At 32.2% G+C, this 16884-nt stretch carries 18 protein-coding genes and 1 riboswitch; of the genes, 2 read left to right on the top strand and 16 right to left on the bottom strand.

Annotation, left to right across the window (positions count from 1 at the left end; genetic code table 11):
• Positions 1-9 precede the first annotated feature (9 nt).
• The 8 genes from LQ622_RS05430 to cmk all read right to left on the bottom strand — a co-directional run bounded on the left by LQ622_RS05430 (position 10) and on the right by cmk (position 6305).
• Positions 10-480, bottom strand: coding sequence for a hypothetical protein (locus LQ622_RS05430; RefSeq protein ID WP_025907097.1), 471 nt, complete (start codon positions 478-480; stop codon positions 10-12).
• 131 nt (positions 481-611) lie between these two features.
• Entirely contained in the window at positions 612-884 is a 273-nt protein-coding gene (locus LQ622_RS05425) for an HU family DNA-binding protein (RefSeq protein ID WP_016912122.1), read from the bottom strand.
• Between the two features lie 127 nt (positions 885-1011).
• On the bottom strand, positions 1012-1737 hold the full coding sequence (locus LQ622_RS05420; RefSeq protein WP_037588161.1) for a hypothetical protein: 726 nt from the start codon (positions 1735-1737) through the stop codon (positions 1012-1014).
• Complete coding sequence (locus tag LQ622_RS05415; protein WP_025907089.1) at positions 1730-1936, bottom strand: DUF2768 domain-containing protein; 207 nt, start codon at positions 1934-1936, stop codon at positions 1730-1732. The genes LQ622_RS05420 and LQ622_RS05415 overlap by 8 nt, the downstream gene beginning before the upstream one ends.
• Positions 1937-1953: 17 nt before the next feature.
• Positions 1954-2958, bottom strand: a complete 1005-nt coding sequence (locus LQ622_RS05410) for an NAD(P)H-dependent glycerol-3-phosphate dehydrogenase (RefSeq protein WP_126477478.1) — start codon at positions 2956-2958, stop codon at positions 1954-1956.
• A gap of 19 nt (positions 2959-2977) precedes the next feature.
• On the bottom strand, positions 2978-4288 hold the full coding sequence (gene der, locus LQ622_RS05405; protein WP_239761943.1) for a ribosome biogenesis GTPase Der: 1311 nt from the start codon (positions 4286-4288) through the stop codon (positions 2978-2980).
• A 127-nt stretch (positions 4289-4415) separates the two neighbouring features.
• Complete coding sequence (rpsA, locus tag LQ622_RS05400) at positions 4416-5573, bottom strand: 30S ribosomal protein S1 (RefSeq protein WP_037588164.1); 1158 nt, start codon at positions 5571-5573, stop codon at positions 4416-4418.
• A gap of 78 nt (positions 5574-5651) precedes the next feature.
• Positions 5652-6305: a (d)CMP kinase gene (gene cmk / locus LQ622_RS05395; RefSeq protein ID WP_058611250.1), complete on the bottom strand. Its 654-nt coding sequence runs from the start codon at positions 6303-6305 to the stop codon at positions 5652-5654.
• 74 nt (positions 6306-6379) lie between these two features.
• Between cmk and LQ622_RS05390 the strand changes: the two genes are divergently transcribed.
• Positions 6380-7348 (top strand): asparaginase, encoded by a 969-nt coding sequence (locus LQ622_RS05390; RefSeq protein WP_119594078.1) that lies wholly within the window; start codon positions 6380-6382, stop codon positions 7346-7348.
• A gap of 46 nt (positions 7349-7394) precedes the next feature.
• On the opposite strand, the gene LQ622_RS05385 is transcribed toward LQ622_RS05390, so the two are convergent.
• The 5 genes from LQ622_RS05385 to LQ622_RS05365 form a co-directional block, all read right to left on the bottom strand.
• On the bottom strand, positions 7395-8381 hold the full coding sequence (locus LQ622_RS05385) for a YpdA family putative bacillithiol disulfide reductase (RefSeq protein ID WP_025907077.1): 987 nt from the start codon (positions 8379-8381) through the stop codon (positions 7395-7397).
• Between the two features lie 261 nt (positions 8382-8642).
• Positions 8643-9281: a CBS domain-containing protein gene (locus tag LQ622_RS05380; RefSeq protein WP_239774738.1), complete on the bottom strand. Its 639-nt coding sequence runs from the start codon at positions 9279-9281 to the stop codon at positions 8643-8645.
• Between the two features lie 24 nt (positions 9282-9305).
• Positions 9306-10805: a LysM peptidoglycan-binding domain-containing protein gene (locus LQ622_RS05375; protein ID WP_275589869.1), complete on the bottom strand. Its 1500-nt coding sequence runs from the start codon at positions 10803-10805 to the stop codon at positions 9306-9308.
• Positions 10806-10891: 86 nt separating this feature from the next.
• Positions 10892-12265, bottom strand: a complete 1374-nt coding sequence (locus tag LQ622_RS05370) for a RecQ family ATP-dependent DNA helicase (RefSeq protein ID WP_126477480.1) — start codon at positions 12263-12265, stop codon at positions 10892-10894.
• On the bottom strand, positions 12246-13202 hold the full coding sequence (locus LQ622_RS05365) for a helix-turn-helix domain-containing protein (RefSeq protein ID WP_126477481.1): 957 nt from the start codon (positions 13200-13202) through the stop codon (positions 12246-12248). Before LQ622_RS05365 ends, LQ622_RS05370 begins: the two co-directional genes overlap by 20 nt.
• Positions 13203-13306: 104 nt before the next feature.
• Here LQ622_RS05365 and LQ622_RS05360 point away from each other — a divergent pair, with 104 nt between their 5' ends.
• Positions 13307-13555: a ferredoxin gene (locus LQ622_RS05360; RefSeq protein WP_016913182.1), complete on the top strand. Its 249-nt coding sequence runs from the start codon at positions 13307-13309 to the stop codon at positions 13553-13555.
• Between the two features lie 41 nt (positions 13556-13596).
• Here LQ622_RS05360 and LQ622_RS05355 read toward each other — a convergent pair whose 3' ends face one another.
• From LQ622_RS05355 to LQ622_RS05345, 3 genes are all read right to left on the bottom strand, one after another.
• Positions 13597-14145, bottom strand: a complete 549-nt coding sequence (locus tag LQ622_RS05355) for an ECF transporter S component (protein WP_025907065.1) — start codon at positions 14143-14145, stop codon at positions 13597-13599.
• 79 nt (positions 14146-14224) lie between these two features.
• Positions 14225-14354: riboswitch (FMN riboswitch) on the bottom strand.
• A 75-nt stretch (positions 14355-14429) separates the two neighbouring features.
• A complete protein-coding gene (locus LQ622_RS05350) occupies positions 14430-16172 on the bottom strand; it encodes an ATP-binding protein (RefSeq protein WP_239774737.1) in 1743 nt (580 codons plus the stop codon).
• Positions 16172-16879: a response regulator transcription factor gene (locus LQ622_RS05345; RefSeq protein WP_025907062.1), complete on the bottom strand. Its 708-nt coding sequence runs from the start codon at positions 16877-16879 to the stop codon at positions 16172-16174. The genes LQ622_RS05350 and LQ622_RS05345 overlap by 1 nt, the downstream gene beginning before the upstream one ends.
• Between the last annotated feature and the right edge of the window lie 5 nt (positions 16880-16884).

Here is a 16884-nt window from a genome sequence, read left to right as displayed (position 1 = left end):
AGTTATTCATTAATAATAATATGCATAAATTTGATCTTTCAAAGTTTCTTTATCCATATTAATTTTGTAGTAATCAATCACTGTTGTAATAAAGATTGATTCTATTTCTTTTATAATAGCTGTATCTTGATTTATTTTATCATGAGCCAACGTTTGTTTTAATTCATTTTGTTTACTAATTGCTTGAGTCATAATATCTAAAAATACGAGGTCTTTATTTAATGTAGCACATTTATAAAAATATGCACTAACAAGATCTCCTATTAAGATATCTTGATTAGAAACATTTGGCTCACCTATTCTATTTAAAAAGCGCATTGAGGCATCAATAGATAATGTAGCTAACTTAGCATTAGTATCGATGTTCATTTCATCTAATACGTCAGCTATGATTGGATTAACTACAGGTACATTACTATTCTCTACACCTTTTAACAAATTAGAAATATCTTTTTTATAAATTTTTTCAATTTTATCCATCTTATCACCTCAACAATATCACCTATATATCTTAACACTAAGTTAAATGAATTGAAAATGCATATATTCATTTCATATAAAGAAATAAGACAAATAAAAAAAGCCCTTAAAAAGGGCTTTGATACAATCAATTATTTAACTGCATCTTTTAATGCTTTACCTGCTTTAAAAGCTGGAACTTTGCTTGCAGGGATATCAATTTCTTTACCAGTTTGTGGGTTACGTCCTTTACGAGCAGCTCTTTCGCGTACTTCAAAGTTACCGAAACCAATTAATTGTACTTTTTCACCGTCAGATAAAGATTTTTGAATTGATTCGAACACTGCATCTACAGCAAGACCAGCTTCTTTTTTAGTTAAATTAGCTTTTTCACTTACTGAGTTGATTAATTCTGTTTTGTTCATTTCAATTTCACCTCCCAAAAGGTTATCTAATGATATGTATAAATACCATTATGATAAGACTTTAACACAACAACCAGTGCCACTGCAACGATTTACAAGCTATAAATGCATAATTTCTATATTTTTATTAATATTTTTTCACTTTTGATTTAAAAACAGGCTCATTTTTACTATTTATTGTAAATTCAGGCGAATATGCCGGTAATATCGGTGAATCTTTGTATAATAAATATCGAATATCTTCACCTGGTTTAGGAAGTGATTTTTCTTTTTTAATTGCTTTTGCTAAATCTAATCTATAATCAATAACAAAATCATTTCCGCCATTCATATAGACAGGTAATCTTTCATTACTATATGGACTTGGAACAGTCGGCTGTTTCTTGAAACCATACTTTTTGTATTCAAGTTCATATACATTAGGTGCAACTTTTTTACCTAATTGCAATGGTTTACCTGATGCATCTATTCGAATTCGTATATCTTTTAAAACTTCTGATGTCCTTAAATCGATTAAATGCACTTTAGGGTCTTTGTCGACATCCATGATTACATATTGATAAATACCGCCGTTCTCAAATGAATTACCTGGTAATTGTGATAAGAACTTCGGCTTTAATTTATTAAAGTCAACTGGGTGTTTTAAGTATAATGAATAACTATCATCTCTATCTTTGATAGGTAATAATCCACCACTTGCCTTTTTATATTCATCTACTGCTGTTTGAACCATACTTAATTGGTCTTTCGCTGGCACTTGGTTTTCTGCTTTCTCTTTATTAGGAAAAGCGCATGCTGACAAAATTAAAGTACTCAATATTAATAAGATCGATATTTTTTTGTAATTATGCATGGCTCGATCCACCTAATACAACAATCATAAATATACCAGCAATAATAAGAGAAATGACTGCTAAAAACATTGTTATACTACTGATGATTTTATTTTTTAATTTAAATCTTGATAAATATACGAGTATAATTGCCAAAATCATAAAACCAATAGAATAAAATGACACCCACATTAAATCCATTCTTGATATATCAAACATTTAAATACCCCTCTTGCTTAAATATTCTCTGACTTTTTGTCACGTTCCATAAGATCTTTAACACCTTCAGAAACTGGATAATCTTCGAATAACACTTTATACAAACCTGATGTTATTGGCATTTCAACATCATATTCTTTTGCTAAGTTGTAAGCAGCTTCTGTTGTTCTTACACCTTCGACGACCATATTCATTTCTTCTAATGCTTCGTCTAATGTAGCCCCTTTACCAAGCATATTTCCGCATTTCCAGTTTCGTGAATGTACAGATGTACAAGTAACGATTAAATCACCGATACCACCAAGTCCTAAGAATGTCATAGGGTCAGCGCCCATTTTAACACCTAAACGTGTAATTTCAGCTAAACCTCTCGTCATAAGTGCTGCTTTAGCGTTGTCACCATATCCAATTCCGTCAGTAATGCCTGCAGCAAGTGCAATGATATTTTTTAACGCGCCACCTATTTCAATACCGACAAGATCATTGTTCGTATATACACGGAAGTAATCCGTCATAAATAAATCTTGAGCTAAACGAGCAACTTCTTCGTTTTCTGATGATACTGAAACTGTAGTTGGATGTTTTATCGCAACTTCTTCTGCATGACTTGGTCCTGATAATACAGCAATACCGCCATTTATTTTGCTGTCGATTGATTCATCAATCATTTCAGAAATACGTTTAAAAGTGCCAGGTTCGATACCTTTAGACACATGGATGAATACTTTTTTACCATAAGCGATTTCATTAATATTTTCACATACTTCGCGAATGGCTTTTGTAGGAACAGCAATAATAAAGATAGATGCATGATGGACAGCATCCTTTAAATCAGTTGTTGCTTTAATATTTTTATTTAAAATATTTTCATTTAAATACTTTGTATTCTTATGTTCTTTGTTGATTTCGTTAATTGTTGTTTCAGTCTTACCCCACATTAATACATTATGTTGGTTGTCTGCTAATACATTTGCTAAAGCAGTTCCCCAACTACCTGTACCAAACACAGTTATATTTGTCATAGTTATCAATCCTTTAATATTAGTTTCTTTTTCTTGAGATTAAATGAACTGGTGTACCTTCATACCCGAATGCATCTCTTATACGATTTTCTAAGAAACGTTTGTATGAGAAATGCATTAATTCAACATCGTTAACAAATATTACAAATGTTGGTGGTTGAATCGCTACTTGTGTTGCATAGAAAATATTTAACCTTCTACCATTATCAGTAGGCGTTGGATTCATCGCTACTGCATCTGTAATAACTTCATTAAGTGTAGAACTTTTTACACGTTTACGGTGGTTTTCATCTGCCATTGTAATTAATGGGAATAATGTTTTTAAGCGTGATTTTTCTAGAGCTGATACGAACGCAATTGGTGCATAGTCTAAGAATTGGAAGTTATCTCTAACTTTTTCTTCAAACTTTTTCATTGTTTTCGAATCTTTTTCAACTGTATCCCATTTATTAACAACAATAACAATTGCTTTACCAGCTTCATGCGCATATCCAGCAACTTTTTTGTCTTGTTCAATAATGCCTTCTTCAGCATCAATCACAACAAGTACGACATTAGAACGTTCGATAGCTTTTAAAGCACGTAATACTGAATATTTTTCAGTACTTTCGTATACTTTACCTTTCTTTCTCATACCTGCAGTATCAATTAATACATATTCTTGATCATCATATGTGTATATTGTATCAATCGCATCTCTTGTTGTACCAGCAATTGGTGAAACAATAACACGTTCTTCTCCAAGAATAGCGTTGATTAAACTTGATTTTCCTACGTTTGGTCGACCGATAAGTGAAAGTCTAATTGTTTCATCATCATAATCTGGTTCGTCATCTTCAGGAAAATGTTTAGCCGCTTCATCTAATAAGTCACCTAAACCTAGACCGTGTGAACCTGAAATTGGGAATGGTTCACCAAATCCTAATGAATAAAAGTCATAAATTTCACTACGCATTTCTGGATTATCAATTTTATTGACTGCTAATACGACAGGTTTATTTGATTTGTATAATATTTTAGCGACCATTTCATCAGCTTGTGTTACACCTTCACGGCCATTAACCATAAAGATGATAACATCCGCTTCATCGATTGCAACTTCTGCTTGTGCTCTAATTTGTTGTTGGAAAGGTTCATCACCTAAATCTATTCCGCCTGTATCTATTAAGTTGAAGTCATGTGTTAACCATTCTCCACTTGAATATATTCTATCTCTTGTTATACCAGGTGTATCTTCAACGATAGATACCCTCTCGCCTATAATTCTATTAAAAATTGTAGATTTCCCTACATTTGGTTTACCTACAATTGCTATAATGGGTTTCGTCATAAACCTACTTCCTCTCTTTCATAATCCTTTCTATTTTAACATATGATGACTATTTAGCCTATCGAATTAAAAAACTAAAAAAGACTGAAACATTTCATTATGTTCCAGTCTCTTATATACACACATATTATAATTTAAAATCTTTTAATTTATCTCCGAAGACATCTCCTAAAGTAGGATTATCATCATCTGTATCTTGTTGGTTTAAATATGATTCATCAAAATCAGTTTCTTGTTCGATTGTATCTTTAATAGATAAAGAAATTCTTTCTTCGTCTTTATCGACAGCAAGAATTTTCACTTGTACATCTTGTCCTTTTTCTAATACTTCGTCAGGATTACCGATGTGCTCGTGGCTAATTTGAGAAATATGAACTAAACCTTGTAAGCCAGGTGCGATTTCTACAAATGCTCCGAATTGAGCTAAACGCACGACTTTACCTGGTACGATATCACCAACAGTGAATTGTGAATCGATTTGTTCAAATGGGCTTGGTAACGTGTCTTTAATAGATAAAGAAATTCTTTCTGCTTCTCTATCAACAGCACGCACTTTAACTTTAACCGTATCGCCAACTTTTACAACTTCGTCAGGTGATTTAACATGATCATGAGATAACTCAGATACATGTACAAGTCCATCTACGCCACCTAAGTCAATGAATGCACCAAAGTTCGCAATTCTAGCGACAGTACCTTCTAATACATCACCTTGTGAAATATTATTGAGTAAGTCTTCTTTTTTAGAACTTAATGCTTCTTGTTCAACTTTCTTGTGACTTAAAATGACTCTGTTATTTGTTTGATCTAATTCTTCAACTTTAAGTGTTAATACTTTACCTAAATAGTCAGAGAAATCATCAATATAGTTTACAGAGATTAATGAAGCTGGAATAAAGCCTCTAATACCAGCATCAACAACTAATCCGCCTTTCACAACTTCAGTTACTTCAGCTTCGATTGTTGCGTCATCTTCTAAAATCTTTTGTAACTTTTCGTATGAAAGATTTTCATCTAATTTTCGTTTCGATAATATATAATGTCCACTTTCATCATTTTGTTCGATTTTAGTTACGAATGCTTCGATTTCATCACCAATATTGACGACTTCGTTAGCTGTTTCGATGTGTTGAGTTGACAGTTGGCTAATTGGAATGATGCCATCAAATTTACCACCCACTATATGCACAACTACGTGTTTATCTTCTACTTGTTGTACAGTACCCTTAACTTTGTCACCTTCTTGCACTTCATTTATCATGGATTCGTTGAATTCTTCCGTCATCAAAATTGCCTCCTTTAAATAAATATCATAATAATAACTTCTTATAAAGCGGCTAAATTGTCAAGAAATTCGAACTATTTAGACCATTTTACTTTTTGCAAGTTCGACTATCTTATTTGTCACTTCTTCAATTGACAATCCAGTCGTATCGATACTAATAGCATCTTCTGCTTTCACTAAAGGTGAGATTTCACGATTCATATCATATTGGTCACGACGTTCAATATCAATCTTTAATGATTCGATATCAGATTCGATGCCACGTAATTCATTATCTTTAAATCTTCTAATAGCACGTTCTTCAACTGATGCTATCATGTAAACTTTTAATTCTGCATCAGGCAATACTGTTGTACCAACATCTCTACCATCCATTACGACATTTTTCTCATCTGCTAATCTTTGTTGTTCTTCTACTAAAAATGTTCTTACAGGTTCTTTAGAGGCCACATATGAAACTTTTTCGGTTACATCATTTTCTCTGATTCTTTCTGAAACATCTTTACCGTTTAAAATAACACGTTGCCCGTTATCTAATACGATTTTCAAATCAATTTCTTTAACAAGATGGTCAAAGTCTTCTGATTCTTGCTCAATATAATAAAGTGTAATCGCTCTATACATAGCGCCTGTATCCACATATATCATATTAAAATGTTGTGCTACGAGTTTAGCGATTGTACTTTTACCAGCTGCTGCTGGACCATCTATTGCTATATTTATTTTTTTCATTTGTATAACCTCTCTTGTTCTTTAATCTTATATATTTTATCATAAATTATAATCATATGAATAGGAGGAAAGAAATGAAGAGAATATTAGTTATACATACTGGTGGAACAATTAGTATGTCTGAAGATAAAGATACAGGTAAAGTAGAAACAAATACTGAACATCCGATGCATAGACATCAAGCATTTATACAATCTCTAGGTGATATTACAGAAATAAATCCATTCCAAGTACCTTCCCCACATATGAATAATCAATATATTAATCAATTGAAAGATATTATTACAGAATCAATTGATAAAGATGAATATGATGCGTTTGTGATTACTCATGGAACAGATACTTTAGAAGAAACGGCGTATTTATTAGATTTAACAATAGATACGAAGTTACCTATTATTTTAACAGGTGCCATGAGATCTTCAAATGAAATAGGTTCGGATGGTCTATACAATTATGTTTCAGCTTTAAAAGTAGCATCAACAGATGATGCGCAAAATAAAGGGGTTATGGTTGTATTTAATGATGAAATTCATACAGCTAAAAATGTAACAAAAACACATACGTCAAACACAAGTACTTTCCAAAGTCCAAACTACGGACCAATTGGCAGTGTTACAAAGACGCATGTCATATTCCATCATCAACCTTTTCCATATAAAAAATATCCAAACATCAATCCAAATATCAAAATAGGTATTGTAAAAGCTCATATGGATCTATCAAGCGATTTATTAGATTTCTTTGTAGAAAAACAATATGATGGTCTAATTATAGAAGCCCTTGGTCAAGGCAACATGCCACCAACTGCATTACAAGGAATTCAGAACTTGCTCGATGCTGATATTCCAGTTGTAATGGTTTCACGTTCATTCAATGGAATTGTAGGCGGTATTTACGCATATGAAGGTGGCGGATACCAACTTCAACAAATGGGCATTATTTTATCAAACGGATTAAATGGACAAAAAGCACGTCTTAAACTACTTGTTGGTTTAAGTAATCATTTATCTAAAGAAGATTTAGTTGAATATTTCGCATAAAAAAATAACCATGTTACTGGCTAATTGTCCAATAACATGGTTGTTTTTATGATTCTAAAGGTGTTTGCTTTTTTCTTTCAATATCTTGTGCAATTGTGCCACCGTGGAATTTACCATTTTCGATAAATATCGTGTTAGCATCGTTACCAGCAGCTATAACACCAGCGATATATAAATTCTCAACATTTGATTCCATTGTATCTCTGTTATATGAAGGTGCAGTTCCAAATTCATTTGTAATTGTTTCTACACCACAAGATTCTAGGAATTTGTAATCAGGGTGATAACCGATCATTGCAAAGACGAAGTCATTTTTAATTGTATATGACTTACCTTCTTTATTAAATGTAAGTGTGTCTTCATCGATACGTTCTACTTCACTGTTAAAATGCATCGTGATTTTTTCGTGTTTTGCTAATGATTCAAAGTTAGGTAATATCCATGGTTTAATACTTTTAGAGTATTCTGATCCACGGTATAATACTGTTACATTTGCACCAGCTTTTTCTAATTCAATTGCTGCATCGACAGCTGAATTTTTCCCGCCAATAATCACAACGTCTTGATTAAAGTATGGATGTGCTTCTTTGAAATAATGCATTACTTTACTTAACTCTTGACCTTGCACTTCTAATTCGTTTGGCTGACCATAGTAACCAGTAGCAATTGTTAAGAATCTCACTTTATACGTTTGTTTAGTTGTTGATACTAAAAATCTATTATCAACCTTTTTAACAGCTAATACTTCTTCAAAAGTTCTTACATCAAGTTGGTGATGTTTCACGACTTCTCTATAATAAACGAGTGCTTGATTTCTTTTAGGCTTTAAGTCTTCAACGATAAATGGTACATCACCAATACCAAGTTTATCACTAGAAGAAAAGAATGTTTGATGAGTAGGATAATGATAAATAGCATCTACGACATTACCTTTTTCAATCACGACAGCATTAATACCTTTTCTCTTCTGTTCGATTGCTGCACTCAATCCACAAGGGCCACCACCGATTATTAAGCTTTCATATTCTTGCATGTACTTTCACTCCTTATAATATCCTCAATCATTATATCAATAATGCGAGATTAGTAAAATAAAATGAAACTGAATATATGAAAAGATTGGGATTGTAGCGTGGCTAGGCGTTATTAGCAAGTTTGGTTAGAAGTGCAAATAAGGAGGTCGTTATTAGCAGTTTTGGTGAGAAGTGTTCATAACAGCTGCCACTTCACCATATTCAACACCATTAAAATGAAAAGAACCTGAACACATCACATGTTCAGGTTCTTGCTTTATTTATTCTTCTGATACATCAAGTACTTTGAATCCATTTTTGCCTAAATACTTAATGAATTTTTCTAAGTTGTTTGTTTTCTCAACTTTGATGATCATTCTGCGATACATTTTATCTGTTTCATCAAATGTTACAAATGATATTGTGTTGAGTTTGAATTTAGCAATGATACTTGATAATCGTTTAATTCGGCCTTCAGCTTCTACAGAAGTAATCGCAATACGAATTCCTTTTTGTTTCATGCCGAATGCTGATTTAAATTGTTCCATTACATCATATCTTGTTACGATACCAAGAAAATCTTTTTCGTTATTTACAACTGCTAATATTGGAAAGTCTTGCAAGTTAAGTAGTGATTCTTCTACTACTTGGTTTGCATTTAATGAGTGTAAATCTAACGTTAAGATTTCTTCAATTTTAGTACTTTCAATAAATTCATCCCTTGAGACATTTTCTTTTTTGAAGAAGTAATGTCTGAAAATACTATATCTCGTAATCATGCCAATATACTTTCCATCAGCAACTACTGGTAACCCATCAATACCATGATGTTCTAATTTATCAAGTGCTGAGTGAATTGTATCTTTCGGATTCGCGATATAACATTTTTCCTTTGGTATCATAATATTCGTTAAATACATAAAGCCATCCCCTTTTGTTTATGTCTATGGTATTACTAAATTCTGACCTTGAGATATTTCATTGCCAGAAATACCATTTGCTTGTCTAATTTTTTCTACATTTTCTGGTGATCCACTACCATAATATTGAATCGCAATACGGTATAAGTTTTCTTTACCAGTTACAGTATGTGATTCTTGAGACTGATTTTGGTTTTGATTACTTTGTGTATTTTGATTTGTTTGGTTGTTAGCTGCATCATCAGCTGCATTTTGTACATCTTCATTACTTGCGCTATCACTATATTGATTTACGCTATCGTCACTGTTTTGATCTTGGTTGCTTTGGCTATCTTCATTGCTATTTGCATTTGAGTCTGAATCTGAATTACTTTCGTCTGAGCTATTTTCAGAAGCGTTATTTGAGTCGCTGTTTTTGTCAGAGTCTTCATTTGATTCTTTAGCTTTGTCATTTGCTTTATCTTCGTCTTCTTTTTTAGCTCTATCTTTTTCAGCTTGTTCATCAGCTTTTTTCTTAGCGTCACTATTTGTTTGCTCTGTTTTTTCAGCAATTTCTTTACCATTATCTTTATTTGCGCCATTTAAGTACATACCTAAGAATAAGGCAAGTGCACCAAGTATAAGAATTGCAGCTATTATAGGAACAAGTGCTTTCTTGAATTTATTTGAGTTGCCATCATCGCCGTTTTGTCCACTGCTACCATTACTTGGTGGTGTACCTCCACCGGCTGAACCGCCTCCTGCAGCACCTGCTGCGCCAGCGCCAACTGCTCCGGCACCCGCTGCTGCGGCTGCACCTTTTTTGTTTTTAGATTGGTTGTCTTTGTTATCTTTGTTGTTCGATTCTTGTTTATTGTTTTTATTTGATGAAGCAGATGCTGCTACACCAGCACCAACTGCGCCAGCTCCGGCAGCGGCTGCTGCACCTTTTTTACCTTTTGACTTGTCTTTTTTGTTTTGATCTTTAGCATTATTCTGATTTGCAGAATTACTTGCGGCACTAGCGCCTGCGCCAGTAGCAGCGGCAGCACCTGTAGCTTTTTTATGATCATTTTGATCTTTAGGTTGTTGATCCTTAGTTTCAGGTTTGTCTGTTAAAGATCTTTTTTGTTTTGGTTTATTATTTTGAGTGTTTTTATTGGCGTTAACTGCACTTGCACCTGCAGCTCCGGCACCAACTGCACCTGCAGCGCCAATTGCTCCAGCTTTTTTAGAAGACTTATCCTCGTTATTTGGTGTTTCTGAAGCTTTAGGTGTTTCTTGTTTATGTTGTTCTTCTTTTGCTTTCTGTTTATTAGCTTCTTCTTTTCTACGTTGTCTTCTTAGTGCGCCTCTTGGTGGATATTGTTGTTCTTGTTTACTTTGTTGTTTTTCTTCTTTTTTGTTGTCTGTTTCTTTTCGATTTGGCTGACTTTTATCGTTTACCTCTTCGTTGTTGTTTTCTACTTCTTGTGTCTTGTCTTCAGGTCGTTCTATCTTTTGACGACTTTTTTCGAATTCGTCTTTAAAATTATCTTTAGACAATAAACTCACCTCATCATTATCTTTTTGTATATATTGAATTATACTTTATTATATCCTTGTTGAACTTATCAAGTAAAGCAATCCTATTAAAATATTGCATTTAATCTATTTTTATAAGAAGTTTTGAATTTGACTTCTTTTATATTTGGTAATTTTAATAAATTTGCATTCTTACAATTGTCACAACAATGATTATCTTGTGTAACATGTTCATTAAAATAATTCATTAAATACGTACGTCTACATGTATCGATTTGAATATAATTTCTCATAAAACTAAATGCATATTGTTTTTGATTCTGCTCAGCTTGAATTTTCTCTTTTAATTGTTTAAGTGGATATAATTCAAGAAGATACTGGATATTTTTAGATATCTCCTCATTTAGTTGATACCCTTGTTCGAATAAATTAAGCATATCAATATCAATTCCATGTTCATTAGCTAAATGGCTTAAAATATGAATATCACTTGCAGTAAATAAACTAATTGCTTGAGAGGATTCACCATCACGTCCTGCTCGGCCAACTTCTTGTACATATTTAGAAGGTGACGTAGGTAAATGGTAATGAATCACTGTTCTTACATCTTGTTTATTAATACCCATTCCAAAAGCACTTGTAGCGACAATGATTTTAATATCGTTATTGATAAACTGTGTTTGAACAGTTGTTCTTTCTTGATAATTTAAATCCCCATGATAAATCCCTGTTAAAAAGCCTTCTTTATAAATCATTTCTGCTAATTCATGACATTTCTTCTTAGATGACACATAAATAATAGTTGGTCCTGAGTCTTTTATGGTGTCTAATAGGTAATGATCTTTTTCTTCTTCGCTATCAAAATTAACATGATGATACATAATATTTGAACGATTGAGTCCTTCTTTATGTATTTTAAAATGGCGCTTTGTAATCACTTCTATATCTTCCATCATTTTATTTGTCAATGTTGCTGACAGTGCGATAACTTGTGCTTGTTTAAAGTATTGTGTGACTTTTGAAATCAGTGCATAATGCGGTCTAAAATCAAATCCCCATTCACTTAAACAGTGTGCTTCATCTAAGACAATATATTTAAAACCAATAGATTTAAAGCGTTTAAAATTATGTTCTTCATATATAAATTCTGGGCTACAAAATATAAATTGATAGTTCGATAAATTTCTAAATATATCTGACCTTTCATTTGGATCAATAGCAGAATGGATTGCAACAGCATTCTTCTCGCCATTTAATTTCATCTGAACAACTTGATCATCCATTAAAGAAATAAGTGGAGAAATTATGAGCACTCTGCCACCAGTTATATATGCTGGCAATTGGTAACATAAACTTTTTCCAGCGCCGGTTGAAAGGATGCTCAACACATCATGGCCGTCTAATATGTTTTGGACTGTTTCCTCTTGCCCACTTCTAAAATGATCATATCCAAAATACTTTTTAAGTTCTTGTTGTAGCATTTAATCCCTCCATTGCATAGCAAACATACATGAGTTTGATTTCGAAATACGTAAAATCATTTAACGCTTCATAATAAAATTTCAAATTTTGATTAGGTGTTTGTTGAATCACTTCTACAAATCTTGCGTATTGGTCATCACTAACGTATAAATTCTTATCCTTTAAATAACCTTTAATATACATTTCAATAATATGGTCATGAATCGTATGCGTCTTAACACGTTTAATATTCGCTAGTTGATCCATATCATAAGTACGATTTAATAATTCATATGTTGTGAATGTTTGTTGGTTTAACAAAGGTTGATATTTAATCTGAGATAATATTGGATAACGTTCTTTATTTTGTATCGCAACTTGGATAAATTGATATTCTTCTACTAAATGTTCTCTTAAATCCATTATACCAATATCTTCAATCATTGAAATTTGTTCAATTGTATAAGGCGTTTCTCGAAAACCTGCTAATAAATAATGCATATATATTGTTTGAAAGTATGTATTCATATCTTCAAATAGCTGATATATTTCTTCTATAAATTTATCTTCGCCTACTTCTTTAATGTGTACGTAAATTTCTTTAGCTTTAAATTGTATCTCTTTATCATTGATGATTGGTTGATATGTTAAATGGTTATGCTTTTTTTGACTTATCATCTGAGTTAATAATAAGATTGTATTAACAGATTGAATGGCCTGACTATAGAAAAAGTCGCCTATGATAGGTTCATTAATATGTTCCACTGATTCGTTAATGATTTGTTCGAATTGTTCAAATTTTAAATTTGGCAAACAACCATAATACAATTTCAAATGTTCAATCGTTGCATCAAAATATGTTTGATGAGTCTTTTTACCGATTAAAATGTTATAAATACTTTTATCAGTTTTGTTGTCATGCTTCATGGAAAGGGTTTTCAGTATAATCTGTTTCAAATAAGTCACCTCAAATAACATAAAAATGTTGAAATCTCTAAGTGTTATCACTAAAATAAGTATGTATAATAAGTGTAGCATGTTTTTTAAAGGAGGCGAAAATTTTGGCTAAATACACAATAGTAGATATGGATACATGTATAGCATGTGGCGCATGTGGAGCAGCTGCCCCTGATATATACGATTATGATGATGAGGGAATCGCCTACGTAATACTAGACGACAATAAGGGAATCGAAGCTGTCCCAGAAGAATTATTAGAAGATATGGAAGATGCTTTCGAAGGTTGTCCGACAGATTCAATTAAAATAGCAGATGAATCATTCGACGGAGACGCACTTAAATTCGAATAATATATATGAGAAAGGCTAGGACGTGAGGTCCTAGCCTTTCTTTATTTTATAATAGACTTAAGTTTATCAAATATTAAAATGTATATGACAGAAATGACAATACCTTTAATTAAATTAAATGGAATAATACCGGCAGATACGATTAATTTTAAATTATTTGCAATATCTGCAAGATTCATAATTTGTCCGTATAAAGGTAATAGAACAAAGTAATTCATTAAACTCATGAGAATTGTCATTAAGATTGTACCAACTGCTAATCCATATCCCATAAATAATTTTGATTTTTTCATGCGATAGAAATAATAAGTTGGAATGACGAGACATATTGACGCTAAAAAGTTAGCCGTATTTCCAATTGGTTCGTGTGACACAATTAAGAAATTCAATACGTTTTTAAATAATGCGACTAATATACCTGAAACTGGACCGAACGCAAATGTTGCGACAAGTACAGGAATATCACTGAAATCCATTGTTAAATATGGTGGTAAAAATGGCAATGGAAATTTCAAAAACATTAAAATAAAGCTGATTGCGATGAGCATACTTACAGTGAGTAAGCGTTTTGTTTTGTTATCGTTAGACATATAAACTCCTCCTATTCATCTCGTAAGAATAGGAGGAAAAATTATCGCAAAATAAACCTAGTCAAGACTAGATTTTTTCCTCCATCTTCTCCCATCCAGACTTTAACTGTCGGCCTTAGAATTTCACTAAGTCAGCCAATATACATACATATATTGGGTCGCGGGCTTTAACCGCCGGTATGGAATTACACCAAACCCCGAAGATGAATTTTTTTATTTAGTTTTAATTACAAAATATATATTAGCACATTGGTCAGGTATTTTCATCTAAATAACTCAACAATTTAAACTTTTGGTAAAGTTATTGTAAATTGAGTGCCTTCACCCTCTTTACTATCAACTTTAATCGTACCATGATGTGCATCTATAATTTTTTGAACGATAAAGAGACCAAGTCCTGTTCCGTGTTTACCTCTTGTGCGAGAAGCGTCAACTTTATAGAAACGATCAAATATTTGATCTAAATGTTCCTTAGCGATACCTACGCCACTATCTTGAACTGTTATAACAAAGTCTTCTTCATTTGTATCATCAAAGACAACATTAATAGTATCATTTTGATGTGTGTATCTTATCGCGTTATCGATTAAATTCGTTAAAATTTGCTCAACTCGATCACTATCACCATACCAATTCGTAAGACTCCCAATATGTTTAACGGATAAATTCAATGCATTTTCTCTCGCTTGTGGTAAGAATTTAGTATCAATTTTGTTCATTAATGTAGAAATGTTAAAGTCATCTAAATGAACTTTAATGCCTTCAGCGTCCATTTTGGCAACTTCTAATAATTCATTAATTAATCTACTTAATCTCTTTGACTCATCTAAAATAATATATAAGAAATCATCAACGTCTTTCTTCTCAGTTACAATACCGTCAACAATTGCTTCAGTATAACCTTGTAACATAGAAATTGGTGTTCTTAATTCGTGTGAAACACTTGCGATAAAGTCTTTTTTCATTTGGTCCATATGGTGTTCATCGGTCATATCACGAATGATTACAACAATACCTGATGAACCATCATTTTGAATGCTATCGATATACGTTGATATAACGACATAATATTTATGTCCCAATTCGTATTCGAAAAACTGCGTATTCTTTTCTTTAAATGTGTCGTTTCTTTGTGTAGATATATCAACATGATCAAATTCTCTTACTTCTTTTAAGAATGTATCTGCTTTGGAGTTAGAAATAATGATTTCATTCTTGTCATTAATACCTAGCACACCATCGATCATTGAATTAATAAGTTTTTCTTGTATATTATTTTTCGATTTAACATCATCTATGTTTGTACGGATATCTTTACTCATTTTATTAAATGCTAAACCGAGTTCGCCAATTTCATCACGCGTATAAATCGGTACTTTTTCAGTATAATGACCTTTAGCAACTTTAAAGGCTGCATGTTTCAATTGAATTAAAGGTTTCGTAATTCTGTTTGAAAGGAAGAAGGCAAAGATCGTACTCACGATTAATAATATAATGGCTGAAACAAGTATACTCAATGTAACAACATTTTGAGCTTCTTTAATGGAGTTGATATCTTGGAATAAAAAGATACCTGCATCGTCTTCAGGAAAAGCTTGTGAAGGATAGCCTAATAAAATATATTGATGTTTCTCACCGTTATAAGTTAAATTGATTTCTTTTAATACGTGCTTATCTTCATTAAAGACTTTATCGAATGCATGATTAGTTCTGATCTCATTAAGCATGACTTCTTTTAACGGGTCTTCAGATCTTGCTGTCAAATCCTCACTATTTTTAACGATAATGAGTCCAGCAGGATCTTCAACAAGTGCTCTTGCATAATCGATTGCTGACTCTTTTTCGTGTGAACTCAGTAATAATCGTTCTATTTTACTTGCATTATTATATAAATTTTCACCTGTAGTAGATGTATTATTAGATTGTAAAAAAGTTATAAGAAATCCGCTTAATAAAAGTAAAACTGTCGTTACTATTAAAATAATAGATAACCACAGTTTTACAACAACACTATTTAATCGATTCATTATTCAGGAACCTCAAATTTATAACCGACGCCCCATACAGTATGAATCATTTGTGCAGCATCTTCAGAAACTCTATTTAACTTTTCACGCAATCTTTTAACGTGCGTATCAACTGTTCTTAAATCACCATAAAATTCATAGTGCCAAACTTCTTTCAACAGTTGTTCTCTATCAAATACTTTATCAGGTGATTTTGCTAAATATAATAATAATTCATACTCTTTAGGTGTTAAATTTACTTCTTTTTGATCTGCTAATACGCGATGTGCGTCATTATCAATGACTAAGTTTTCAAATACAATTAAATCTTTAGCTGTATTCGTTTGATTAACCATTGAATGATTCGTAGTACGTCTTAGTAATGCTTTTACGCGTAAGACAACTTCTCTAGGCGAAAATGGTTTGACGATATAATCATCTGCCCCAATTTCAAATCCTTCAACGCGATTATTTTCTTCACCTTTAGCTGTTAACATAATAATAGGTGTTGATTTTGTTTCTCTTACTCTCTTACATACTTCGATTCCATCTATTTCAGGTAACATTAAGTCTAACAATATGCAGTCATAATCTTCGTTTAAAGCTTTATCTAAGGCATCTTGGCCATTATCCGCTTCATCAGTTTCATAACCTTCTCTTTCGAGATACATTTTAACTAATTTTCGAATTCTATCTTCATCATCTACTACTAAAATACGATCTGTCATGCTTC

This window comes from Mammaliicoccus sp. N-M50 (assembly GCF_022386995.1).
In the GTDB taxonomy this organism is placed as follows: Bacteria; Bacillota; Bacilli; order Staphylococcales; family Staphylococcaceae; genus Mammaliicoccus; species Mammaliicoccus sciuri_A.
Note: the sequence above shows the minus strand (reverse complement) of the source record. Positions and strands in the feature narration are given on the sequence as shown.

Excerpts from the sequence above, each read along its gene's own strand:
- LQ622_RS05430 (WP_025907097.1), bottom strand. The coding sequence starts at position 480 with ATGGATAAAATTGAAAAAATTTATAAAAAAGATATTTCTAATTTGTTA.
- LQ622_RS05425 (WP_016912122.1), bottom strand. The coding sequence starts at position 884 with ATGAACAAAACAGAATTAATCAACTCAGTAAGTGAAAAAGCTAATTTA.
- LQ622_RS05420 (WP_037588161.1), bottom strand. The coding sequence starts at position 1,737 with ATGCATAATTACAAAAAAATATCGATCTTATTAATATTGAGTACTTTA.
- LQ622_RS05415 (WP_025907089.1), bottom strand. The coding sequence starts at position 1,936 with ATGTTTGATATATCAAGAATGGATTTAATGTGGGTGTCATTTTATTCT.
- LQ622_RS05410 (WP_126477478.1), bottom strand. The coding sequence starts at position 2,958 with ATGACAAATATAACTGTGTTTGGTACAGGTAGTTGGGGAACTGCTTTA.
- der (WP_239761943.1), bottom strand. The coding sequence starts at position 4,288 with ATGACGAAACCCATTATAGCAATTGTAGGTAAACCAAATGTAGGGAAA.
- rpsA (WP_037588164.1), bottom strand. The coding sequence starts at position 5,573 with ATGACGGAAGAATTCAACGAATCCATGATAAATGAAGTGCAAGAAGGT.
- cmk (WP_058611250.1), bottom strand. The coding sequence starts at position 6,305 with ATGAAAAAAATAAATATAGCAATAGATGGTCCAGCAGCAGCTGGTAAA.
- LQ622_RS05390 (WP_119594078.1), top strand. The coding sequence starts at position 6,380 with ATGAAGAGAATATTAGTTATACATACTGGTGGAACAATTAGTATGTCT.
- LQ622_RS05385 (WP_025907077.1), bottom strand. The coding sequence starts at position 8,381 with ATGCAAGAATATGAAAGCTTAATAATCGGTGGTGGCCCTTGTGGATTG.
- LQ622_RS05380 (WP_239774738.1), bottom strand. The coding sequence starts at position 9,281 with ATGTATTTAACGAATATTATGATACCAAAGGAAAAATGTTATATCGCG.
- LQ622_RS05370 (WP_126477480.1), bottom strand. The coding sequence starts at position 12,265 with ATGCTACAACAAGAACTTAAAAAGTATTTTGGATATGATCATTTTAGA.
- LQ622_RS05355 (WP_025907065.1), bottom strand. The coding sequence starts at position 14,145 with ATGTCTAACGATAACAAAACAAAACGCTTACTCACTGTAAGTATGCTC.
- LQ622_RS05350 (WP_239774737.1), bottom strand. The coding sequence starts at position 16,172 with ATGAATCGATTAAATAGTGTTGTTGTAAAACTGTGGTTATCTATTATT.
- LQ622_RS05345 (WP_025907062.1), bottom strand. The coding sequence starts at position 16,879 with ATGACAGATCGTATTTTAGTAGTAGATGATGAAGATAGAATTCGAAAA.